At 68.7% G+C, this 20766-nt stretch carries 21 protein-coding genes and 3 pseudogenes; 12 read left to right on the top strand and 12 right to left on the bottom strand.

Going from position 1 to position 20766, the window contains the following annotated elements; genetic code table 11:
• Positions 1–49: 49 nt before the first annotated feature.
• Together argH and x551_RS04290 are read left to right on the top strand one after the other, a co-directional pair.
• A complete protein-coding gene (argH, locus tag x551_RS04295; protein ID WP_036231003.1) occupies positions 50–1453 on the top strand; it encodes an argininosuccinate lyase in 1404 nt (467 codons plus the stop codon).
• Positions 1454–1496: 43 nt separating this feature from the next.
• Positions 1497–2375, top strand: a complete 879-nt coding sequence (locus tag x551_RS04290; protein ID WP_051495621.1) for an alpha/beta hydrolase — start codon at positions 1497–1499, stop codon at positions 2373–2375.
• A gap of 22 nt (positions 2376–2397) precedes the next feature.
• Here the strand turns inward: x551_RS04290 and x551_RS04285 are convergent, their stop codons facing one another.
• The 6 genes and pseudogenes from x551_RS04285 to rpsP form a co-directional block, all read right to left on the bottom strand.
• Complete coding sequence (locus x551_RS04285; RefSeq protein ID WP_011828707.1) at positions 2398–3387, bottom strand: CobD/CbiB family protein; 990 nt, start codon at positions 3385–3387, stop codon at positions 2398–2400.
• A gap of 61 nt (positions 3388–3448) precedes the next feature.
• Entirely contained in the window at positions 3449–4132 is a 684-nt protein-coding gene (locus x551_RS04280; protein WP_036231009.1) for a CoA pyrophosphatase, read from the bottom strand.
• 99 nt (positions 4133–4231) lie between these two features.
• Positions 4232–4585 (bottom strand): 50S ribosomal protein L19, encoded by a 354-nt coding sequence (gene rplS, locus x551_RS04275; protein ID WP_011828705.1) that lies wholly within the window; start codon positions 4583–4585, stop codon positions 4232–4234.
• Positions 4586–4672: 87 nt separating this feature from the next.
• Positions 4673–5443: a tRNA (guanosine(37)-N1)-methyltransferase TrmD gene (trmD, locus tag x551_RS04270; protein WP_011828704.1), complete on the bottom strand. Its 771-nt coding sequence runs from the start codon at positions 5441–5443 to the stop codon at positions 4673–4675.
• 22 nt (positions 5444–5465) lie between these two features.
• A pseudogene (gene rimM / locus x551_RS04265) lies at positions 5466–6045 on the bottom strand (ribosome maturation factor RimM).
• A gap of 46 nt (positions 6046–6091) precedes the next feature.
• Complete coding sequence (gene rpsP / locus x551_RS04260; protein WP_036231012.1) at positions 6092–6352, bottom strand: 30S ribosomal protein S16; 261 nt, start codon at positions 6350–6352, stop codon at positions 6092–6094.
• A gap of 187 nt (positions 6353–6539) precedes the next feature.
• On the opposite strand from rpsP, the gene x551_RS04255 reads away from it, so the two are divergent.
• Positions 6540–7112 (top strand): GNAT family N-acetyltransferase, encoded by a 573-nt coding sequence (locus x551_RS04255; RefSeq protein WP_036231015.1) that lies wholly within the window; start codon positions 6540–6542, stop codon positions 7110–7112.
• A complete protein-coding gene (locus tag x551_RS04250; RefSeq protein ID WP_011828700.1) occupies positions 7109–7549 on the top strand; it encodes a TM2 domain-containing protein in 441 nt (146 codons plus the stop codon). Before x551_RS04255 ends, x551_RS04250 begins: the two co-directional genes overlap by 4 nt.
• A 9-nt stretch (positions 7550–7558) precedes the next feature.
• On the opposite strand, the gene x551_RS04245 is transcribed toward x551_RS04250, so the two are convergent.
• The 3 genes from x551_RS04245 to x551_RS04235 all read right to left on the bottom strand — a co-directional run bounded on the left by x551_RS04245 (position 7559) and on the right by x551_RS04235 (position 10822).
• Complete coding sequence (locus x551_RS04245) at positions 7559–9094, bottom strand: malonyl-CoA synthase (protein ID WP_036231037.1); 1536 nt, start codon at positions 9092–9094, stop codon at positions 7559–7561.
• A gap of 53 nt (positions 9095–9147) precedes the next feature.
• The gene (locus x551_RS04240) at positions 9148–9936 is read right to left on the bottom strand and encodes an enoyl-CoA hydratase-related protein (RefSeq protein ID WP_011828698.1); all 789 of its coding nucleotides are present in this window, start codon (positions 9934–9936) and stop codon (positions 9148–9150) included.
• 61 nt (positions 9937–9997) lie between these two features.
• On the bottom strand, positions 9998–10822 hold the full coding sequence (locus tag x551_RS04235; RefSeq protein ID WP_051495624.1) for a sulfite exporter TauE/SafE family protein: 825 nt from the start codon (positions 10820–10822) through the stop codon (positions 9998–10000).
• A 15-nt stretch (positions 10823–10837) separates the two neighbouring features.
• Between x551_RS04235 and x551_RS04230 the strand changes: the two genes are divergently transcribed.
• Positions 10838–11479, top strand: a complete 642-nt coding sequence (locus tag x551_RS04230; protein WP_011828696.1) for a trimeric intracellular cation channel family protein — start codon at positions 10838–10840, stop codon at positions 11477–11479.
• A gap of 47 nt (positions 11480–11526) precedes the next feature.
• Positions 11527–11958 (top strand): DUF1841 family protein, encoded by a 432-nt coding sequence (locus tag x551_RS04225; protein WP_036231019.1) that lies wholly within the window; start codon positions 11527–11529, stop codon positions 11956–11958.
• A gap of 23 nt (positions 11959–11981) precedes the next feature.
• Here x551_RS04225 and x551_RS04220 read toward each other — a convergent pair whose 3' ends face one another.
• The 3 genes and pseudogenes from x551_RS04220 to x551_RS04210 form a co-directional block, all read right to left on the bottom strand.
• Entirely contained in the window at positions 11982–13568 is a 1587-nt protein-coding gene (locus x551_RS04220) for an ABC transporter substrate-binding protein (RefSeq protein ID WP_036231021.1), read from the bottom strand.
• 59 nt (positions 13569–13627) lie between these two features.
• Positions 13628–14855, bottom strand: a pseudogene (locus x551_RS04215) (HD-GYP domain-containing protein).
• Between the two features lie 158 nt (positions 14856–15013).
• Entirely contained in the window at positions 15014–15637 is a 624-nt protein-coding gene (locus x551_RS04210; RefSeq protein ID WP_231497569.1) for a c-type cytochrome, read from the bottom strand.
• 122 nt (positions 15638–15759) lie between these two features.
• On the opposite strand from x551_RS04210, the gene x551_RS04205 reads away from it, so the two are divergent.
• The 6 genes and pseudogenes from x551_RS04205 (at position 15760) to x551_RS23295 (ending at position 20734) form a co-directional block, all read left to right on the top strand.
• Positions 15760–16614 (top strand): MoxR family ATPase, encoded by an 855-nt coding sequence (locus x551_RS04205; protein WP_011828692.1) that lies wholly within the window; start codon positions 15760–15762, stop codon positions 16612–16614.
• 11 nt (positions 16615–16625) lie between these two features.
• Positions 16626–16859, top strand: coding sequence for a hypothetical protein (locus tag x551_RS04200; protein WP_011828691.1), 234 nt, complete (start codon positions 16626–16628; stop codon positions 16857–16859).
• Positions 16856–17455, top strand: a complete 600-nt coding sequence (locus x551_RS04195; protein WP_197028754.1) for a GNAT family protein — start codon at positions 16856–16858, stop codon at positions 17453–17455. Before x551_RS04200 ends, x551_RS04195 begins: the two co-directional genes overlap by 4 nt.
• Before the next feature lie 138 nt (positions 17456–17593).
• Positions 17594–18774 (top strand): annotated as a pseudogene (locus tag x551_RS04190) (hypothetical protein).
• 14 nt (positions 18775–18788) lie between these two features.
• Positions 18789–19988: a POTRA domain-containing protein gene (locus x551_RS23300; protein ID WP_152543398.1), complete on the top strand. Its 1200-nt coding sequence runs from the start codon at positions 18789–18791 to the stop codon at positions 19986–19988.
• Between the two features lie 29 nt (positions 19989–20017).
• Positions 20018–20734, top strand: a complete 717-nt coding sequence (locus tag x551_RS23295) for a BamA/TamA family outer membrane protein (RefSeq protein ID WP_051495623.1) — start codon at positions 20018–20020, stop codon at positions 20732–20734.
• Positions 20735–20766: the final 32 nt, after the last annotated feature.

Genomic DNA, 20766 nt, shown 5'->3' with positions numbered 1-20766 from the left:
GTCCACAACCTGCACGACCCGCAGCAAGCACCGCCCGGCGGGTCCGGTCATGAGCAACGACAACCAACTCGACAAGAAATCCCAGGCCTGGTCGGCGCTGTTCTCCGAACCGATGAGCGAGCTGGTGAAGCGCTACACCGCCAGCGTCGATTTCGACCAGCGCCTGTGGCGGGCTGACATCGACGGCTCGCTCGCCCACGCCGAGATGCTGGCGGCGCAGGGCATCCTGACGGCTGAAGATCACGCGGCCATCGTCCGCGGCATGGCGCAGGTCGTGGCCGAGATCGAATCGGGAGCGTTCGAGTGGAAGCTCGACCTCGAGGACGTGCACCTCAACATCGAGGCGCGCCTGACCCAGTTGGTCGGCGACGCCGGCAAGCGGCTGCACACCGGGCGCTCGCGCAACGACCAGGTCGCGACCGACGTGCGCCTGTGGCTGCGCGGCGAGATTGACGCAATCGGCGCCTTGCTCTCGGCGCTGCAGCGTGCGCTGGTCGACGTGGCCGAGCCGAATGCCGAAGTCATCCTGCCGGGCTTCACGCACCTGCAGGTGGCCCAGCCGGTGAGCTTCGGGCACCACCTGCTGGCCTATGTGGAGATGTTTGCCCGCGATGCCGAGCGCCTGCTCGACGTGCGCCGGCGCGTCAACCGGCTGCCGCTCGGCGCCGCCGCGCTCGCCGGCACCAGCTACCCGCTCGACCGCGAGCGCGTCGCCCGCACGCTGGGTTTCGACGGCGTGTGCCAGAACTCGCTCGACGCGGTGAGCGACCGCGACTTCGCGATCGAGTTCACCGCTTCCGCCTCGCTGTGCATGGTGCACGTGTCGCGTCTGAGTGAAGAGCTGATCCTGTGGATGAGCCAGAGCTTCGGCTTCATCGACTTGGCCGATCGCTTCTGCACCGGTTCGTCGATCATGCCGCAGAAGAAGAACCCCGACGTGCCCGAACTGGCACGCGGCAAGACCGGCCGCGTCGTTGGTCACCTGATGGCGCTGATCACGCTGATGAAGGGCCAGCCGCTGGCCTACAACAAGGACAACCAGGAAGACAAGGAACCACTGTTCGACACGGTGGACACCTTGAAGGACACGCTGCGCATCTTCGCCGAACTGGTGGGCGGCATCAGCGTCAAGCCCGGGGCGATGGAACGCGCCGCGCTGAAGGGCTATGCGACGGCGACCGACCTGGCCGACTATCTGGTGAAGAAGGGCTTGCCGTTCCGGGATGCCCACGAAGTGGTCGCCCATGCGGTCAAGACCGCGATCGCCCAGGGCCGCGACCTGAGCGAGCTGCCGTTGCCGGCCCTGCAGGCCTTCCATCCGGCGATCACTGACGATGTCCATGCCGCGCTGACGCTGCGCGGCTCGCTCGATGCGCGCCAGGTGCTGGGCGGCACCGCGCCGGCGCAGGTGCGATTCCAGATCGCACGGCATCGCGCACGGCTCGGTAGCTGACCCGGTCCGCATCCAGGCGCCGGCGACGCGCGTACCTCTGCGAATGAACTCGCGACGTACGTTGCTGCGGACCGGCGGCCTGACCGGCCTGGCGCTGGGCCTGACCGCCTGTGCGCCGACGCGTGTACTCAATGCGCTGGCTGACTCGGATACGTACACGCTGAAGGCCGACTTGCCCTACGGCCCGGTCCCACGGCAGCGCCTCGACATCTACACGCCGACCCGCGCGGCGACCCGCGCGGGCCACCCGGTCGCCCTGTTCTTCTACGGCGGCTCCTGGAACAACGGCGAGCGAGCCGATTACCGCTTCGTCGGCGAGGCGCTCGCCTCGCGAGGCGTGCTGACCGTCATCGCCGACTACCGCCTCTATCCGCAGGTGAGCTATCCCGATTTCCTGCGTGACTGCGCTGCGGCGCTGGCGTGGACGCTGGACGAGACGCGTGGACTGGGAGGCGATGCCGACCGGGTCTTCGTGATGGGTCACAGCGCTGGCGCCTACAACGCCGCGATGCTGGCGCTCGACCCGCGCTGGCTGGCCGCCGAGCACTGCACTCCGCGGCAGCTGGCCGGCTGGATCGGCCTGGCCGGGCCCTACGACTTCATCCCGATCGTCAACCCCGACGTGCGCCCGGTGTTCCATCACCCCGAGGTTCCACCCGAGTCTCAGCCGATCCGGTATGCCGATCGCGCCGCGATCCGCAGCTTTCTCGGCGCGGCCGCGAAGGACTCGTTGGTCGACCCGCAGCGCAACACCATTCAGCTCGCACGTCGCCTCGAGTCACACGGCACGAACGTCAGCCTGCATCTCTACGAGCGGGTGAATCACGTGACGCTGGCGGGCGCGCTTGCACGCCCGCTGCGCTTCCTGGCACCGGTGCTTGACGACGTGGAAGCGTTCATCAAGCAGCCGCCAATGGCCTGACGAGGCCCCCCGCCGCCGCGCCTCAGCCGATCAGGTTGGCCAGGCTCAGCAAGGCCAGCAGCAGCATCCACAGCACCACCGAGCGCCATACCAGTCCCACCACGCTGCGAAGGTGGCCGAGTTCCGGTGCGAGCCCAGGCGTCGAGCCCACTGCATCCGTGTCCTGCCGGTTGGCGCCGGTGGCGAAGTCCTTGGATTGATCGGTCTGCAGCGGCGGCGGCGCGCTGCCGCCCAGGCGCACACCGACCGCACCGGCTGCCGCCGCCAGGATGGTGCCGTCGTTCCGTGACCGCCACAGCCCGGCATCGCGTCGCCAGCATTCGATCGCGGCCTCGAAATCTCCGACCACCGCGAAGCCGAAGGCCGTGAGGCGCGCCGGCAGGTGGTCGATCCAGGCGAACAACTGCTGCGAGCGCTGCATCAGCCGCTCGTTGATCGGCACTCCCACTGTGCGGCTGCGGAAGGCCCAATAGCGGCTCGAGAACTCGGCCAGGCGGTACAGCACCGCGCCGGCCGGACCCAGACCGAGCGTGGACAGCAGCACGAACCAGAAGAACACGCCGAACACATGGCGATGCGCCGCGACCAGCGAATGCTCGATCACGTGCCTCAGCAGTTCGGTGCGCGGCAGGTCGCTGGCGTCGAGCTGACGCCACTCGGCCAGCAGCCGGCGGGCTTCGATCTCGTCGCCCCGCTCCAGCGCGTCGCGGATGTCGGTGAAGTAGTGGCTGAACTGCCGGAAACCGAGCGTGAGGTAGAGCACCAGCACGTCCCACACCAGCGCCAGCAGGATGCTGAAGTGCGCCAGTGCGAAGTGCACCGCGAACACCAGCAGCGCGGGCAGCACCACCGTAATGATCCAGACAACCCAGGAATGGTGATCGCGCCCGGCATCGAAGTTGCGGCCGGTCCACCGGATCCACACCACCATCGCGTCGTGGATGCCGTTGCTGCGTGGCAGGGGATGAAGTTGCTCGATGACGAGGGCCAGCAAGACCGCGAAGAAACTCATGGGTCGATGATACCGAGGCGCCCGCCTCGCAAGACGCGGACGACGGCGAGCTGCCGCGTCGTCAGGCGGTGAGGAAGCGGTAAAAGTTGCGCAGCATCGCGGCGGTCGCGCCCCAGATGAAATAGCCCGGGGACTCGGGGGTCGGGTACCACGGCATCGAGTAGAACGACCTCTGGCCGCCCGGGCCTTCGAACAGGTGGCGCTGATGGTGCGCGGGGTTCATCAGGAAGGCGAGCGGCACCTCGAACACCTCGGCCACCTCGAAGGGATCGGGCCGGGCCGTGAAGCCGGGCTCGATCAGTGCAACGACCGGCGTGACGACGAAGTTGGTGACCGTGGTGTAGATCGGCAGCGTGCCGATCACCTCGATGTGTCGGCGCGGCAGACCGACCTCTTCCTCGGTCTCGCGCAACGCCGTCGCGATCGCATCGGCGTCCTCCGGCTCGGCGCGGCCGCCGGGAAAGCTGATCTGGCCGGCGTGATCGGTCAGGTGGTCGGTGCGCTGCGTCAGCAGCACCGCCGGACCTCCGTCGCGGACGACGAGCGGCAACAGCACCGAGGCGTTGGCGGGCTCCCGATCGATGAGCCGCCCATCGCCCGGGAACTCGACCTGCCACGCGGGGGGCGCGAGGAAGCGCTGCCGCAGTGCCGCCGGCAGGAAGCGATCGAGCGGCACGGCAGAAAGGTGTGAATCGCGCCCGACCACCGGCACGGCCCTGGGATCGATGATCGGAATGCGTTGCATGGAAGTGCGAGCTTAGGCGTTCGGGAACGAAAAAGCCGCCCGGAGGGCGGCTCTTGGTGAGGCAGTTTTTGACGCGACCGCGAGCGGCTGACCCAAGGGTCAGGCGAGCTTTTCCTTGATGCGTGCCGACTTGCCGCTGCGCTGGCGCAGGTAGTACAGCTTGGCACGGCGCACGTCGCCACGGCGCTTGACTTCGATCGACGCGATCAGCGGGCTGTAGAGCTGGAAAGTCCGCTCGACGCCTTCGCCACTGGAGATCTTGCGCACGATGAACGAGCTGTTCAGGCCGCGGTTGCGCTTGGCGATGACCACGCCTTCGTAGGCCTGCAGGCGCTTTCGCGTGCCTTCGACGACGTTGACGCTGACGATCACCGTGTCGCCCGGCGCGAAGGCCGGAATGGTCTTGTTCAGGCGAGCAATCTCTTCCTGCTCGAGGGTTTGGATCAGGTCCATGGGTTCTCCAAGTGATCGTGCCCGCGCCGCGTTCCCTGGCAAGGGAGCTGTTTTGAATGGCCGGGTAGAGGATCGAAAAGCCTTAGATTATAGGCCAAGTCCCGGCAGCGACTGCAGGTAGCGTTCGTCTGCCTTCGTCAGCCGCCCCTGGGCGCGGGCAGCGGCGATCAGATCGGGGCGGCGCCTGGCCGTCAGTTCCAACTGCCGCTCGCGCCGCCAGCGGGCGATCTCGGCATGATGGCCGGACATCAGCGTCGCCGGCACGCCGTCCGCGGCGGCGTCTCCCAGATGCTCCGGGCGGCTGTAGTGCGGGCAGTCCAGCAGGCCATCGGAAAAGCTGTCCTGCTGATGCGAGGTCTGGTCGTTCAGCACGCCGGGCTGCAGGCGCGCCACGGCATCGACCAGGGCCAGGGCCGGCAGTTCGCCGCCCGACAACACAAAATCGCCGAGGCTCAGTTCCTCGTCGACATGGCGGTCGATGAAGCGCTGATCGATCCCTTCGTAGCGACCGCATACCAGGACCGCGCCTGCCTCGGACGCCAGCGCTTCGACGCGCCTCTGCGTGAGCGGCGCGCCGGCCGGGCTGAACAGCAGGACCGGCGTGCGAGCGGCCCCTGCAGCGGCTTGGTCATCGCGCACCGCGGCCAAGGCGCGCTCCAGCGGCTCGACCAGCATCACCATGCCGGGGCCACCGCCGTAGGGCCGGTCATCGACGCGGCGGTAGGCATTGTCGGCAAAGTCACGGGGCTGCCAGAGCTTCAGGTCGATGGCGCCGCTCTCGAAGGCGCGGCGCGTCACGCCCACGGCCTGGAACGGAGCGAACAGTTCGGGGAACAGCGTCAGGACGTCGAAGCGCATGGCGAGGAGGCGCGCAGTCGACTCAGAAATCGAGACCCCAGTCAACCGTGATGCAACGCTGCTCAAGGCTCACCGCGTTGATGTAGGCCGCGACGAAGGGAATGAGCCGCTCGCGTTCCAGCGACCGGCCCTGGGCATCCGTCTCGACCTGAGTGACGCGCAGCACGCTGTGCGCCCCCGTGTCCAGCAGGTCAGCCACATTGCCCAGAGCCTGCCCTTCGCGATTGACGACAGCCAACCCGATCAGGTCGATCCAGTAATACTCGTCGACGTCGGCAGTGGGAAAGCTCGCGCGCGACACGAACACGCTGCAGCCCCGCAGCCTCGGCGGCGTTGCGGTCTGCGACATCCTGAGCGGTAGCCACGATCACATCACCCTGCTCGCGGGCGTTCGTGATGCGTAGCAGCGTCGGCAGCGGCTTGGCCGCCTTCGGCCCCAGGGGCTTCTCGGGCGGCCGCAGGAACCAGCGGCGCGACGAGAACAGCGCCTGGGGATCGCTGGAGAAGGGCAGCACCTTGATGCCCCCCTTGATCCCCCAGGCATCGACGATGCGCCCGACCTCGATGGCATCCTCGGGCCAGACGACCTCGTCGTCGAGCACGGAGGCGCTCACGGTGCGGCAGGCGTTCGTCGCTGCAGCAGCGGCATCAGGCCGCCGGCGCGACCTTGGCCTTGGCGTCCTTCACCAGACGCGCGACGGTCGGCGACAGCTGGGCGCCGTGGCTGACCCAGTGGTCGATGCGGTCGAACGCGACGCGCAGCGGCTCTTCGCCGCCGGCCGCGACCGGGTTGTAGAAGCCGACGCGCTCCAGGAAGCGGCCGTCGCGACGGTTGCGGGCCGGGGCGGCGACGATGTTGTAGAAGGGGCGCTTCTTGGAGCCGCCACGTGCGAGTCGGATCACGACCATGTTGTTTCCTTGAGTCTGGTTCAGGATCCACGTCACCCGGGACACGCGGGGCCGGCGAATCGGTTCATCGGCAGCTCGCGCTGCCCGTGCTCGGCGTCGTAGATACGCTCCGGGCCATCGTCGCGCATTGCTGCACGGCAGATGGACGAAGCCGCCACCGAAACCGCGCATTATAAACTCGTTCCCGATGAGTGCCACCTACCCTGCCGCTGCGCTCCTGCTGCGGCCCAGCGCCGCCGCCGACCTGCCGGCCCTCACCGCCCTCTATGGCTGGCATGCCCAGCATGGCAGCGGCACCTTCGAGCTGGAGGGCCCGAGCCTCGAGGAGATGGCCCGGCGCCGAGACGACGTGCTCGCCAAGGGCTTGCCCTGGCTGGTGGCCGAACGCCACGGCGACCTGCTCGGCTATGCCTACGCAGCGCCTTTCCGCCCGCGCCTGGCTTACCGGTTCGCACTCGAGGACTCGATCTACCTGGCCCCGCACGCACACCGCCAGGGTGTGGGCCGGGCGCTGCTGGCGGAGCTGATCTCCCGCTGCGAGGCCTGGGGCGCGAGGCAAATGTTCGCCGTGATCGGCGACAGCACCAATGCCGCGTCGATCGGCCTGCACCGCGCGCTCGGCTTCGCCGATGTGGGCACGATGCACGCGGCCGGCTGGAAGTTCGACCGTTGGCTCGACGTGGTCATCATGCAGCGCAGGCTCGGCGACGGCGATGCCACGCCGCCTTCGGATTGCCCCCCGGCAGGAGGCCGTTCATGATCCCGCGCTCCAAGACGCTGGCGACCTGGCTCGCCTTCATCGCCGGCAGCATGGGCCTCCACCGCTTCTACCTGCACGGACTGCGCGATGCCTGGGGCTGGCTGCACGTGCCGCCGACGCTGCTGGGCCTGTACGGCGTGGAGCGCATGCTCGAACTGGGGCAGGACGATCGCCTGGCCTGGGCGCTGATCCCGCTGCTGGGCCTGGCACTGGCCGCGAGCATGCTGGCCGCGATCGTCTACGGCCTGACGCCAGACGAACGCTGGAACGCGCGCCACAACGCCGGTGCGGCTGTCCGCCCGAGCGGCTGGCTGGTGGTGTTCGGTGTGGTCGGGGCCGTGTTCGTCGGCGCCACCGTGCTGATCGCCACCATCGCCTTCAGCGGGCAGCGCTACTTCGAGTCCCAAGTCGAGGCCGGGCGGCAGATCAGCCAGTGAGCTTCCGCCTCAGGCGGCGCTCACGAACACCCCGGCATGCTGCTGGCGCAGCAGGTTCTTCTGCACCTTGCCCATCGCGTTGCGCGGCAGTTCGGCCATGACGAACACCCGCTTGGGCAGCTTGAACGCGGCAATGCGCGACTTGAGTTGCGTCACCAATTGCGCCCCGTCCACCCCGGCGTCCGACCGCGCCACCACGACGGCCACCACCGCCTCCCCGAAATCCGGATGCGGCACGCCGATCACCGCCGACTCCGCGACGCCCGGCAGTTCGTTGAGGTAACCCTCCACCTCGGCCGGATAGACGTTGTAGCCACCGCTGATGATCAGGTCCTTGCTGCGGCCGACGATCGTCAAGTAGCCCCGCTCGTCGAGCCGCCCGACGTCGCCGGTCCTGAACCAGCCGTCCGCGGTGAACTCCTCGGCTGTCTTGTCGGGCATGCGCCAGTAGCCCTTGAACACATTCGGCCCCCGCACCTCAACCCCGCCCATCTCGCCCGCCGGACAGGCCTTGCCGGCATCGTCGACCACGCGCAACGCCACGCCCGGCAGCGGTCGGCCGACGGTTCCGCCGATGCGGTCGCCGTCTTCCGGACGGCAGGGATTGGAGGTGAGCATCGCCGTCTCGCTCATGCCGTAGCGTTCGAGGATCGTCAGGCCGGTGCGCGATTGCCAGTCCCGGAAGGTCTCGATCAACAGCGGCGCCGAGCCGGAGATGCACAGCCGCATCCGGGCGCAGGCGGCGCGTGTCAGCGCGGGGTCCTGCAGCAGCCGCACATAGAGCGTCGGCACGCCCATGAACACGGTGGCACGCGGCAGGCGCTCGATCACCGCGGCGGGATCGAAGCGGTTCAGCCACAGCATCCGGCTGCCGTTCAGCAGGGCGCCGTGGCAGGCGACGAACAGGCCGTGCACGTGGAAGATCGGCAGCGCGTGGACCAGCACGTCGTCGGGCCGCCAGTCCCAGTAGCGCTGCAGCGTGCGCGCGTTGCTCAGCAGGTTACCGTGGCTGAGCATCGCGCCCTTGCTGCGCCCGGTCGTCCCGGAGGTGTACAGGATGGCGGCCACTTCGTCGGTGCCCACCCGCGCCGGCTCGTGCCGGTCGTCCTGCTGCGCGGCACGCTCCAGCAGCGTGCCGCTGCGGTCGTCGTTCAGCGTGAACACATGACCCACACCCCGCCGGAACGCCAGCTTGCTGATCCAGGGGAAGTTGCGGGTGGCGCACACCACCACGTCCGGCTCGGCGTTCTCGATGAAGTAGTCGAGCTCGGCCTGCTGGTAGCCATTGTTGAGCGGCAGGTAGACGAAGCCGGCGCGCAGCGTGGCCAGATAAAGCAGCAGCGCCTCGACCGATTTGTCGGTGTGCACGGCGATGCGGGCGCCGGTCGGCAGTTCCAGCGACACCAGTAGGTTGGCGATCATCGCGGTGGCGCGCTCGATGTCGCGCCAGCGGTAGACCAGCCCCCCGTCGGCCTCGATCGCCACGCCGTCCAGATCGGCCGGGAAGCCGGCGCGCAACGCGACGAACAGGTTGTCGTTCTTCATGAGCGGATTCCGTTCCACATCAAGGTCATCGAGGTGCGCCGTGGCCGCCCGCGTCATACCGGATCGTCCGGAAACACCGGCCGGCGCCGATCCAGGAAGGCCTGCACGCCTTCGAGATGCGTTGCGCTGTCGGCATAGCCGAAGTGTCGCGCGCGCTCGGCGTCTGTCGGCCCGCCGCTCAGCAACTGGCGCAGCGTGCGCTTGTTGGCACGCGCCACCGACGCCGGCAGCGCAGCGATGCGCCGAGCCGTGGCGGCGGCCTCGGCTGCCACGTCGTCCACGACGCGCTGTACCAGGCCGCGCCGCAGCGCCTCGTCGGTGTCCAGCAGGCGGGCCTCCAGCAGCAGTTCGGCCGCGTTCGCCCGGCCCACCGCGCTCAGCACCACCGCAAGTTCGTCGGGCGCCATCGGAAAGCCGAGATGGGCGATCGGGATGCCGAAGCGCGCGCCGCGCCGGGCGATGCGCAGGTCGCAACAGGCGGCGATCTCCAGGCCGCCGCCGATGCAGCCCCCCTCGATCTGCGCCACGAGCGGTACGTCCGTCGCGAGCAGCGCGTGCAGTGCCGGCGCGACCAGGCGCTCGTGGTAGTCGCGCAGCGCCTGGGTGGAGAAGCGGTGCGCCGGGAACTCTGCGATGTCGGCTCCGGCCGCGAAGTCGCCGCCCTCGCCACGGACGATCACCGCGTGCAGCGTCGGCTGCAGCGCATCCAGCGTCGCCGCCAGCGTCCCGAGCTCGCGCCACATGGCGACGCCGATCGCGTTGAGCTTGCCCGCGTTCGACAGCGTCAGGACGCCGATGCGGGGATCGGCCGGATCCCGCGCGAAATGCAGGCTGCCGCTCATGCGGGCCAGCGGACCGCGCCGCGCGCGGCCGGGTGCACCGTGACGATGATCGAACGAGGCTTCATGCGGGATCCTGCGGCTGGACGCGCGGCACCGGAAGGCACCGCCGGGCCCGCATCCTAAGCCCCCAGCCCCGAAGCCCGTCCCACAGCAGCTTCACGCCGGTCAGCAGCATGCCGAGCGAGAGCAGGCGGTAGAACAGCGTGGGCTCGACGCGCCGGGCCAGGCGCACCCCGATCCACACGCCGATGGGCGCCAGCGGCATCAGCAGCAGCGAGGTGGTCAGGTTCCGCAGGTCGATCAGGCCGAGCCACGCGTACGGGATCCATTTCGACGCATTGACCGCTGCGAAGAACACCGCCGTCGTGCCGGCGAACACCAGCGGACGCAACTTCAGGGGCATCAGGTAGGCGAGCGCCGGCGGCCCGCCGGCATGCGCGACGAAGCTGGTGTAGCCGGCAGCGATGCCGAGCCCGAAGCCCCACCAGCGCGGCGGCGGTGGGGCTTCGGCGCGCGGCGGGAAGAACTGGCGCTGCGCAAGGAACAGCAGCGTCAGCGCGCCGACGATGCCCGCCACGGTCGACGTCGGCAACAGCCCGAAGCTGAGCGTTCCCAGCGCGGTGCCCAGCAGGCCGGCCGGCAGCATCAGCCGGAGCAGCGAGCGGTCGGCCTCGCGCCACAGTGCGGCCAGGCCGAAGGCATCCATCACGGCGAGCAGGGGCAGCATGATCGCCGCCGCCTGGGGGACCGGCAGCGCGACCGCCATCAGCGGCGTCGCGAGCGCGCCGAAGCCGGCCCCGAAGCCGCTCTTGCTCACGCCCATCAGCAGCACCGCGGGCACGGCCACCGCATAGAAGACGGGATCGGTGATGATGTCGGCCGTCATGAACGGTCCGCCCCGATGCCCGCCCACCCGCTGAACCTTGCGACCGCCCTGCTTGTGGCTGAGTGGGCCGCGATGCTGGCCTTCGCGCTGTCGGGCCTGATGGAGGCGGCGCGCAAGCGGCTCGATGCGGTCGGCGTCGTGGTGGTCGCCGGCCTCACCGCCTTCGGCGGCGGCACGCTGCGCGACGTGCTGCTCGACCGCCGACCGTTCTTCTGGGTGCAGCATGCACAGTACGTCTGGGCCATCGTGGCGCTGGCCGTGATCGCGATGCTGTTCATGCGCGGTCGCCACTTCCAGCCCACCGAGCGCGCGATCGTCTGGCCCGATGCGCTGGGCCTCGGGCTGTTCGCCGCCAGCGGCACGCTGATCGCGCTCGCCACACCGCTGCCGGCGCTGGTGTCGGTGCTGATGGGTGTCGTCACCGCGGTCTTCGGTGGCGTGCTGCGCGACATCGTGTGCAACGAAATCCCGGCGGCCTTCAGCGACCACCGGCCGTACGCCGTGTGCGCCTTCGCCGGCGGCTGGGCTGTGGTGGCGGTGCACAGCCTCGACGGCAGCGAGACTGCCGCGCTGATCGCCGGGACGCTCCTCACGGTGCTGCTGCGCGCACTGGTGCTTTGGCGCAACTGGCAGCTACCAGCCTGGCGCATCGACTGAAGTCCCTCGCACCCCGGCGCCTGCCGCGCCGGCGCGACAATGGCGCAATGTTCACGCCCTCCCAGCACGACGTCCGCCGCTTCTTCTGCGAGGTGCAGCGCAAACACCAGGCCGCCGAGGTGCTTGCACCGATCGAGGCGATGGCCGCCGACTGGATCGGCCAGCACCCCGAATACCACGCCGACCTCGCCGACGCCGACACCGCGGTGGCGGCCCGCTACAGCGTCGAGGACGGCCGCACCAATCCCTTCCTGCACCTGTCGATGCACCTGTCGATCACCGAGCAGGTGGGCGTCGACCAGCCGCGCGGCATCAAGCAGGCCTTCGAGCTGCTCGCGGCCCGCCGCGGCTCGGCCCACGAGGCCCAGCACGAAATGATGGAATGCCTGGGCGAGATGATCTGGGCCTCGCAGCGCAGTGGGTTGCCGCCGGACGGCGAGGCCTACATCGACTGCGTGCGGCGGCGCGCGACGCGCTGAGGTCGGCGGCGCGGGCCGCCGCCTCACTTGACACTGATCCACGACCACTCGAGCCAGTTGTCGGCGCGGTGGACCACCGTCACGTTGCTGCGCGCCGCCCACGGCACGATCTGCCGGTGCAGCGGCAGGTGCAGCACCAGCTCGTTGTGGCGGGCCAGCGCCGCCTTGACCAGTGCCTCGCGCTTCTTCGGATCGGCCTCGCTGCTGGACGCCGCGGCCAGTTCGTCGAGCCTGGCATCCTTGACGCCGCCGAAGTTCCAGCTCCCGACACCGCCCGTATCGCCCGGGATGCGGCTGCGCAGCACCGGCGTCAGCGTGGTCTCGGCATCGGTGATCGAACCGCCCCAGCCCAGCAGGTACAGCGAGGTGTCCAGCTTCTCCAGCTTCGCGAAATAGGTGCTGCGCGGCATCGCGTTGACCTGCACCTTCATCTTCAGCTGCGACCACATGGCCGCCAGCGCGAGGCAGATCTCCTCGTCGTTGATGTAGCGGTTGTTCGGGCAGTCCAGCGTGACCCCGAAGCCCTCGGGGTAGCCTGCGGCCTGCATCAGCTGCCGGGCCGCCGCCAGGTCGAACGGCAGGCGCTTCTCCAGCGCCGCATCGTTGTAGGCGCCCAGCGGAGACGGCGTGATGCCGCCGGTGGGCAAGGCCTGCCCACGCATCAGCTTCGTCTTGATCGTCTCGATGTCGATGGCCTGGTAAAGCGCCTTGCGCACCCGCACGTCCTTGAAGGGGTTGCGGTCGCCGGGCACCCGACCGTACAGCAGCTTGTCGCGCGCCTGGTCCATGCCGATGAACAGGACGCGATTCTCCGGTCCGTCGACGACCTGCACGCCGGCCGTGTTGCGCAGCCGGGCGATGTCCTGCGGCGCCGGGTCGAGCACGAAGTCGAGCTCGCCGGAGATCAGCGCGGCAGAGCGCGTCGCATCGCTCTTCACCGGCGTGTAGACCACCTGCTGCAGGTTGCCCGCGAAGCGGCCCCACCAGGCCGGGTTGCGCTTGTAGACCGTCTTCACGTCCGGCTGGCGCGAGACCAGCATGAACGGGCCGGTGCCGTTGGTGTTCAGCGATGCATGACCTTCCTGCTTGTTCTTGAAGTCCAGCGGCCGGGCGGCACCGTGCTTCTCGCTCCAGGCGCGGCTCATGATCTGCACCGTGCTGAGGTGCTGCAGGAAGATCGGGTTCACCTGCGCCAGCCGGAACTCCACCGTCAGAGCGTCGAGCTTCTTCGGCTCGCCCAACGCGCTGGCGTAGACGCGGATCGCCGACGCGGGATCGCGCGCCCGCAGCACCGAGAACACCACGTCGTCCGCGGTGAACGGGCTGCCGTCGTGGAAGCGGACCTGGGGCCGCAGCTTCAGCCGCCACACGGTCGGCGAGATCTGCTGCCACTCGGTGGCGAGCACCGGCTCGATGGCGAGCTGCCGGTCGCGATTGACCAGCGACTCGTAGACCTGGCCGTTGATCTGATTGGTCAGCGACTCGTTCTGGGAGTGGGGGTCCAGGGTCTGGACATCGCCCTGGCTGGCCCAGCGCAGCGTCTGCGCCGAGCCGGCTGTGGCCAGCGCGGCCAGCAGCAGCAACGTTGCGGCTCGAAGGAAGGTCGGCATGGCAGGTCTCGTGCGCGCGGGCGGCGGAGCGCGCAGTGTAGACAGGCCCTGCAATCCCCTCAGGGTCTGGCGGCCTCCCCAGCCCAGAGCCGGTCGATGTCCTTGAACGGCCACTTGTCCGGCGGCTCGCAGGCAATCACCTTGTCCTGGCACCAGGGTCCGCCGAGATCGATCTCCTCCGGCAGGATGCGCTGGTTGGACTTGGTGCTGAAGAACACCTTGACTTTGGGCGTCAGCAGCGACGCCGGGTTCTGCTGGATCACCACCGCCAGCCGCCCGGTCTGCAGCCTCACCAGCGAACCGACCGGGTAGATGCCGACCGTCTTGACGAAGGCTGGAAGACCAGCGGGTCGAAGTGCCCTTTCCACTGCGCCATCTGGCGGAGCGACTCGCCGGGGTCCCAGCCGGCCTTGTAGGGGCGGTTCGAGGTGATGGCGTCGTAGACGTCGCACACCGCACCCATCTTGGCGATCAGCGAGATCTTGTCGCCGGCCAGCCGGTGCGGGTAGCCGCTGCCGTCGACCTTCTCGTGGTGGTGCAGGCAGACATCGAGCACGTCCGGGGGCGCATTGCCGGCCTCGAGGAGCAGCGCATGGCCCCGCTCCGGATGGGTGCGGATGATTGCAAACTCCTCGTCGGTCAGGCGTCCCGGCTTGTTCAGCACCGGGCTCGGCATCACCGCCTTGCCCAGGTCGTGCATCAGGCCGGCCAGACCCGCCTCGCGCACCTGCGCCTCGCGCAGGCCCAGCTGGCGGCCCAGCGACACCATCAGGCGCACACGGCCACGGAATGCAGGTAGGTGTAGGTATCGGTGGTCTTGAGGCGCGCCAGGCTCACCAGGGTGCCCGGGCTGCTCATCACCGAGCCGGCGATCTCCTCCACCAGGCGCCGCCCCTGCTCGACATCCATCGCGCGACCCAGCCGGGCCTCGGCGAACATCGATTGCACGGCCTCGCGCGAACGACCGATCACCTTGCGAGCCTGCGCCAGCTCCTCGTCCCGTGAGCGCGGCAGTTCGATCAAGGGGCTGGGCGCCGTGGCTGCCGCCTCGAGTTCGCGCTCGATCTCCTCGCGCACGTCGGACTCGCTGATGCCGCCCTCGACATCCATGCCGACCTCGACGTTGATCCACACCTCGCCGATCCCGCTATCGCGGATCTTGGCGATGTCGGCCGGATCGCGCAGCACGAACTTGGAGCGCCAGAACGGGTGCTCCATCCAAGAGCCGCACAGCTCGTGCAGGTACATGCCGGGCCGCAGCTGGTCCACCGTGATTCTCTTCAGCACGCCGCTTCTCCGTCGAACGTGGTCATGCTGCGCTATCGACCGCAGCCGGGCGCACTGAAGCCGGAGCGCCGCATCCGCACACCAAACACGCAGCGGGCGTGAAAAAACCGCCGGACCTGGCGGTCGGGCGGCTCCTTGCCGACGCGGGATGCGGCGGACTACTTGAACTTCGACTGCGGCACCGTCTTCAGATCGGTCGGCAGCGCGGCCATGTAGTTCGACAGGCCCTTGAGCTCGGCGTGGCTGAACGCCTTGACCTGGGCGCCCATGATCGCGTGGCTGCGGCCGACATTGGGGTTGCCCTGGGTCGCGTAGGCCTTCAGGGCGACGTACAGGTAATCGGCGTGCTGGCCCGCCAGCTTCGGGTAGCTGCCGTCGATGGGCTTGCTGAAGTTCGCACCGTGGCAGGCGGCACAGCTGCCCTTGGTCAGCAGTTCAGCGATCGCGGGATCCGGCGCCTTCGCCGGTTCGGCCGGCAGCTCGGCGCGCGCGCCGCCTTCGGCTTCGTAGTACGCGGCGAGGTCGGCCATGTCCTGCTCGCTCAGCGACTCGGAGATGCTGCGCATCGTCGGGTGCTTGCGGTCACCCTTCTTGTAGGCGGTCAGCGCGGCCACGATGTACTTCGCGTTCTGGCCCGCGATCATCGGCACCTTGTAGATCTCCGGGAAGCTCGCCTGGTAGCCGACGATGCCGTGGCAGCCGATGCACATGGCGTTCTTCTTCTGGCCGGCCGCGGCGTCGCCGGCCTTGTCTTGCGCTTGCGTCGTGGCGGCAAAGGTCATCGCAAGCAGCGCGATCATCGCGGGGAACAGTGTCTTCATGGTCCGGCGGTGGGTTGAGTTCAGCGGCGGAGTATACGGGCCCCCTATACTGATTTGGACACCCTCAGCCGACTCTCCCCGCCATGAAATATGCAGGTTCCGACCAGTACGTCGCCACGCCCGACCTGATGCTGGCGGTCAATGCCGCCATCACGCTGCAGCGGCCGTTGCTCATCAAGGGTGAACCCGGAACCGGCAAGACGATGCTGGCCGAAGAGGTGGCCGCGGCTCTGAAATTGCCGTTGCTGCAATGGCACATCAAGAGCACCACCAAGGCGCAGCAAGGCCTGTACGAGTACGACGCGGTGAGCCGCCTGCGTGACAGCCAGCTCGCGGGACCCGACGGTGCCGAGCGCGTGCGCGACATCCGCAACTACATCGTCAAGGGCGTACTGTGGCAGGCCTTCACCGCCGAGCAACCGGTGGCGCTGCTGATCGACGAGATCGACAAGGCCGACATCGAGTTCCCGAACGACCTGCTGCGCGAACTCGACCGCATGGAGTTCCACGTCTACGAGACGCGCGAGATGGTCAAGGCGCGACACCGGCCGCTGGTGTTCATCACCTCCAACAACGAGAAGGAACTGCCCGACGCCTTCCTGCGCCGCTGCTTCTTCCACTACATCAAGTTTCCCGAGGCCGAGACGATGCGCAGGATCGTCGAGGTGCACTTCCCCACGCTGAAGAAGGAGCTGCTCGCCTCGGCGCTGAAGAGCTTCTACGACGTGCGCGGCCTGCCCGGCCTCAAGAAGAAGCCCAGCACCAGCGAACTGCTCGACTGGCTCAAACTACTGGTGGCCGAGGACATTCCGCTCGACGCGCTGCAGAGCCAGGACGACAAGGTCGCCATCCCGCCGCTGCTCGGCGCGCTGCTGAAGAACGAGCAGGACGTGAGCCTGTTCGAGAAGCTGGTGTTCATGCAGCAGCGCAACCGCTGAGCGGGGTACGCATGCAGAACGACACCCGTCGCGACCTGCTCGTCGGCGTGGCCGACGCCCTGGGCTTCGTGCTCGGGGCGCTGGCCGGCTGGGGCCTCGGCCGGCTGCTGGGCTTCGATTTCGTCGGCACGCCCGGCTACGGCGGCGCCCAGATGATCGGGCTGGTATTCATCGTGCTGGGCTGCGGGCTCGGCAAGTGGCTGGCGCGCACGCTGGCGCAAACCTTCACCCGGGATCGTCCATGAGTGCCCTGCCCCTCACCTCGCCGGTCACGCTCGAGGGCCGCCACGCCAGCCTGGTGCCGCTCTCGCATGCGCACGCCGATGCGCTGGCCCGAGCCAGCGCGGAAGGCGAGCTGCATCGGCTCTGGTACACCGCGATCCCGGCTCCCGAGGCCATCGGACCCGAGATCGCGCGCCGACTGGCTCTGCACGCGGCCGGGTCGATGCTGCCCTTCACCGTGCTCGATGCCGACGGCACGCCGGCCGGCATGACCACCTACATGAACATCGACTCGGTGAACCGCCGCGTCGAGATCGGCTCGACCTGGTATGCGCAGCGCGTGCAGCGCACCGGACTCAACACCGAATGCAAGCTGCTGCTGCTGACGCATGCCTTCGAAACGCTGGACTGCATCGCCGTCGAGTTCCGCACCCACCGGCTCAACACCCAGAGCCGGCGCGCGATCGAGCGGCTCGGCGCCCAGCTCGACGGCATGCTTCGCTCCCACCAGCGCGCCGCCAACGGCACACTGCGGGACACCGCCGTGTACAGCATCACTGCGGCGGAATGGCCGACCGTGAAGACGCACCTCGAGTGGCAGTTGCTGCGGCCGCGCTGAAACCCGCGCCCGCCGGCCGATCCCCGAGCCGGCCGTTGACACAGGGTTACCTGCTGTGTCTGCACGAGCCGCAAGGGCTGGGGCTACCATCGATGCTCATCGGCCGGCGCACCCCGCGCTCCGCACTCCCGCGATGCCATGCTGATCGACTTCTTCTATACGCTGCGCAGCGCGAAGCTGCCCGTCTCGATCAAGGAATACCTCACCTTGCTCGAGGGGCTGCAGGCCGGCCTGGCCGAGCGCGACGGCCAACCCTCGGTCGAGCAGTTCTACTTCCTGGCCCGCACGACGCTGGTCAAGGACGAGGCCCACTTCGACAAGTTCGACCGTGCCTTCGCCGCCTATTTCAAGGGCGCGCAGATGCTGGCTGACTTCACGCAGGAGGTGCCGCTCGACTGGTTGCGCCGCACGCTGGAGCTGGAGCTCACCCCTGAGCAGAAGGCCGCGATCGAGAAGATGGGCTGGGACGAGCTGATGGCGACGCTGAAGAAGCGCTTCGAGGAACAGAAGGAGCGCCACGAGGGTGGCAGCAAGTGGATCGGCACCGGCGGCACGTCGCCGTTCGGCCACTCGGGCTACAACCCGCAGGCATCCGCATCGGCGGCGCGGGCAGGAACAGGAGCGCGGTCAAGGTGTGGGACCAGCGCGCCTACCAGGACTACGACGACACCAAGGAGCTCGGCACACGCAACATCAAGGTCGCGCTGCGCCGGCTGCGCCGCTTCGCTCGAGAGGGCAACGAACTCGAACTCGACCTCGACGACACCATCCACCGCACCGCCGCCAATGCCGGCCTGCTCGACATCAAGATGGTGCCAGAGCGCCACAACAGGGTGAAGGTGCTGCTGCTGATGGACGTGGGCGGCACGATGGACGAGCACATCCACCGCGTGGAAGAGCTGTTCAGCGCCACCAAGACCGAGTTCAAGCACCTGGAGTTCTACTACTTCCACAACTGCGTCTACGACTTCATGTGGAAGCACAACCGGCGCCGCTTCAGCGAGAAGCACTCGACCTGGGACGTGATCCGCAAGTACAACCGCGACTACAAGCTGATCTTCGTCGGCGACGCGACGATGAGCCCCTACGAGATCCTGCAACCGGGCGGCAGCGTCGAATACAACAACGAGGAGCCCGGTGCCGAATGGTTGCAGCGCCTGACTCACGCCTTCCCCAAGTACGCCTGGATCAATCCGGAACCGCAGGGCGTCTGGGGCTACCGTCAGAGCATCTCGATCGTCCAGCAGCTGATGCAGCAGCGCATGTTCCCGCTGACGCTGCAGGGGCTCGAAGGTGCGATGCGCCTGCTGAGCAAGTGACCGGACCGCGGCCGTTGACCGCCACGCTGCGACACGCCATCGCGACGGTGCTGATCGCCGTGGCCTGGAGCGCCACCCTGCTGTCCGTGCAGGTGGCATGGGCACAGGCCGAAGAGGACGACACGGCGGCCCGCGACGAAGCGCGTGCCGACCAGGCCAGCGAAGGCGCCGCCGACGCCACCGAGGCAGCCGCCCGTGCCCCGTTGCTGGACAGCGGCGTCACCACGCTGACGACCGGCAGGCATGCTGCCTACCACCTCGAGGTGCGGGCGCCGAACCCGCTGCGCGACCTGCTGGTGCGCCACCTCGACCTGGCGCGGTTTCGCGAGCAGCGCGACATCTCGGTGGTCGAGATCGGCCGACTGATCGCTGCGGCCCCGGATCAGGCTCGCAGCCTGCTGGAACCGGAGGGTTACTTCAATGCACGCATCGACGTGACGCGCGACGATGCACCGGCCGGCGGCCCGCCGACCGTGCGGGTGCGCGTCGATCCCGGTCCGCAGGTGCGGGTGGGCCGGGTGCAGATCGAGGTCCAGGGGCCCTATGCCGACGCGATGAATGCTGGCAACGCCGCCCTGCGCACCCGCTGGCAGCGGCTGAGCGCCCGCTGGTCGCTGAAGGAAGGGGCACCGTTCAGCCAGGCGGCCTGGACCGGCGCCAAGAACGCGCTGCTGGCCAGCCTGCGCACGCGTGGCTACGCGACGGCCGGCTTTTCGGGCACCAGCGCCGAGGTGGACGCCACCAGCAACACGGTCCGCCTGTTCCTGGTGGTCGATAGCGGGCCGCTCTACCGCATCGGCGAGATCCGCGTCGAAGGGCTGGAGCGCACGCCGCAGGATGCCGCGCTGAACGTACTGCCGTTCCAGATCGGCTCCGAGTACACCGAGAAGAAGCTGCTCGACTACCAGGAGGCCCTGCAGAAGACCGGTCTCTACGAGGGGGTGGCGGTCGAGCTCGACCAGAGCCCGGAGGGCGCCGACCACGCGATCGTCTATGCGAAGCTGCGCGAGAACAAGATGCAGAACGCCACGTTCAGCATCGGCTTCTCGAGCAACACCGGCCCGCGGGTCGGCGTGGAGCACACGCACCGCCGCGTGTTCGGCTATGACCTCGTGGCCACCACCAAACTCAAGGTGGGGCGAGACGAACGCGAGGCCTCGTTCGACCTGCTCACCTACCCGCAGCCCGAGGGTTACCGCAACCTGCTGGGCTGAAGGCCGACTACCTGGACGCCGGCGGCGCGGTGACGCAGACCCAGCGAGCGCGCGTCGGCCGCACGCGCGACACCGAGCGCATCGACCGCCTCTACTACCTCGAGTTCAACCGCACCACGGTCGAGACGGCGACCACCCGGACCACCGACCGCGCGCTGCTCGCCAACTACGAATGGGTGCACCGCGACGTCAACAACCTCGTGTTCCCCACGCGCGGCCTGATCCTGAACGCGCAGAGCGGCGCCGGCGTGGCCTACGACGGCGATGGCGATCGCGGGCCGTTCGGGCGCCTCTACCTGCAGGCGGTCTGGTACCGCCCGCTGATCGGCGGCTGGCTCGGGCAGCTGCGCGGCGAGGTCGGGCAGGTGCTGCGCCGTGACACGCTGGGCATCCCGGATTCCCTGCTGTTTCGCGCCGGCGGTGACGACTCGGTACGCGGCTATGGCTACCGCACGCTCGGCCCGGTGCGCGATGGCGCGGTGGTCGGCGGCCCGGTGCTGGCCACCGGCAGCATCGAACTGGCCCACCGGCTGTCGGACAGCTCGCCGCAATGGCGAAACTGGTACGGCGCCGTGTTCGTCGACGCCGGCAACGCGGCTCTGACCTGGGGTGAGTACGACGCGGCCGTCGGCTACGGCGTCGGCGTGCGCTGGCGCAGCCCGATCGGCCCGCTGCGCATCGACCTGGCCTATGGCCAGCAGGTCGAGGCCGTGCGGCTGCACATCAGCGTGGGGGTCACGTTCTGATGGCCGACACGCCGGCCCCGCGCGGCGCGGGC

The organism is Methylibium sp. T29 (genome assembly GCF_000576205.1).
Lineage (GTDB): Bacteria > Pseudomonadota > Gammaproteobacteria > Burkholderiales > Burkholderiaceae_C > Methylibium > Methylibium petroleiphilum.
This window is presented reverse-complemented; position numbering and strand designations above follow the sequence as displayed.

Bases quoted from the DNA above. Each gene is read 5' to 3' on its own strand.
- argH (WP_036231003.1), top strand. From the start codon at position 50: ATGAGCAACGACAACCAACTCGACAAGAAATCCCAGGCCTGGTCGGCG.
- x551_RS04290 (WP_051495621.1), top strand. From the start codon at position 1,497: ATGAACTCGCGACGTACGTTGCTGCGGACCGGCGGCCTGACCGGCCTG.
- x551_RS04285 (WP_011828707.1), bottom strand. From the start codon at position 3,387: ATGAGTTTCTTCGCGGTCTTGCTGGCCCTCGTCATCGAGCAACTTCAT.
- x551_RS04280 (WP_036231009.1), bottom strand. From the start codon at position 4,132: ATGCAACGCATTCCGATCATCGATCCCAGGGCCGTGCCGGTGGTCGGG.
- rplS (WP_011828705.1), bottom strand. From the start codon at position 4,585: ATGGACCTGATCCAAACCCTCGAGCAGGAAGAGATTGCTCGCCTGAAC.
- trmD (WP_011828704.1), bottom strand. From the start codon at position 5,443: ATGCGCTTCGACGTCCTGACGCTGTTCCCCGAACTGTTCGCTCCGTTC.
- rpsP (WP_036231012.1), bottom strand. From the start codon at position 6,352: ATGGTCGTGATCCGACTCGCACGTGGCGGCTCCAAGAAGCGCCCCTTC.
- x551_RS04255 (WP_036231015.1), top strand. From the start codon at position 6,540: ATGAGTGCCACCTACCCTGCCGCTGCGCTCCTGCTGCGGCCCAGCGCC.
- x551_RS04250 (WP_011828700.1), top strand. From the start codon at position 7,109: ATGATCCCGCGCTCCAAGACGCTGGCGACCTGGCTCGCCTTCATCGCC.
- x551_RS04245 (WP_036231037.1), bottom strand. From the start codon at position 9,094: ATGAAGAACGACAACCTGTTCGTCGCGTTGCGCGCCGGCTTCCCGGCC.
- x551_RS04240 (WP_011828698.1), bottom strand. From the start codon at position 9,936: ATGAGCGGCAGCCTGCATTTCGCGCGGGATCCGGCCGATCCCCGCATC.
- x551_RS04235 (WP_051495624.1), bottom strand. From the start codon at position 10,822: ATGACGGCCGACATCATCACCGATCCCGTCTTCTATGCGGTGGCCGTG.
- x551_RS04230 (WP_011828696.1), top strand. From the start codon at position 10,838: ATGCCCGCCCACCCGCTGAACCTTGCGACCGCCCTGCTTGTGGCTGAG.
- x551_RS04225 (WP_036231019.1), top strand. From the start codon at position 11,527: ATGTTCACGCCCTCCCAGCACGACGTCCGCCGCTTCTTCTGCGAGGTG.
- x551_RS04220 (WP_036231021.1), bottom strand. From the start codon at position 13,568: ATGCCGACCTTCCTTCGAGCCGCAACGTTGCTGCTGCTGGCCGCGCTG.
- x551_RS04210 (WP_231497569.1), bottom strand. From the start codon at position 15,637: ATGACCTTTGCCGCCACGACGCAAGCGCAAGACAAGGCCGGCGACGCC.
- x551_RS04205 (WP_011828692.1), top strand. From the start codon at position 15,760: ATGAAATATGCAGGTTCCGACCAGTACGTCGCCACGCCCGACCTGATG.
- x551_RS04200 (WP_011828691.1), top strand. From the start codon at position 16,626: ATGCAGAACGACACCCGTCGCGACCTGCTCGTCGGCGTGGCCGACGCC.
- x551_RS04195 (WP_197028754.1), top strand. From the start codon at position 16,856: ATGAGTGCCCTGCCCCTCACCTCGCCGGTCACGCTCGAGGGCCGCCAC.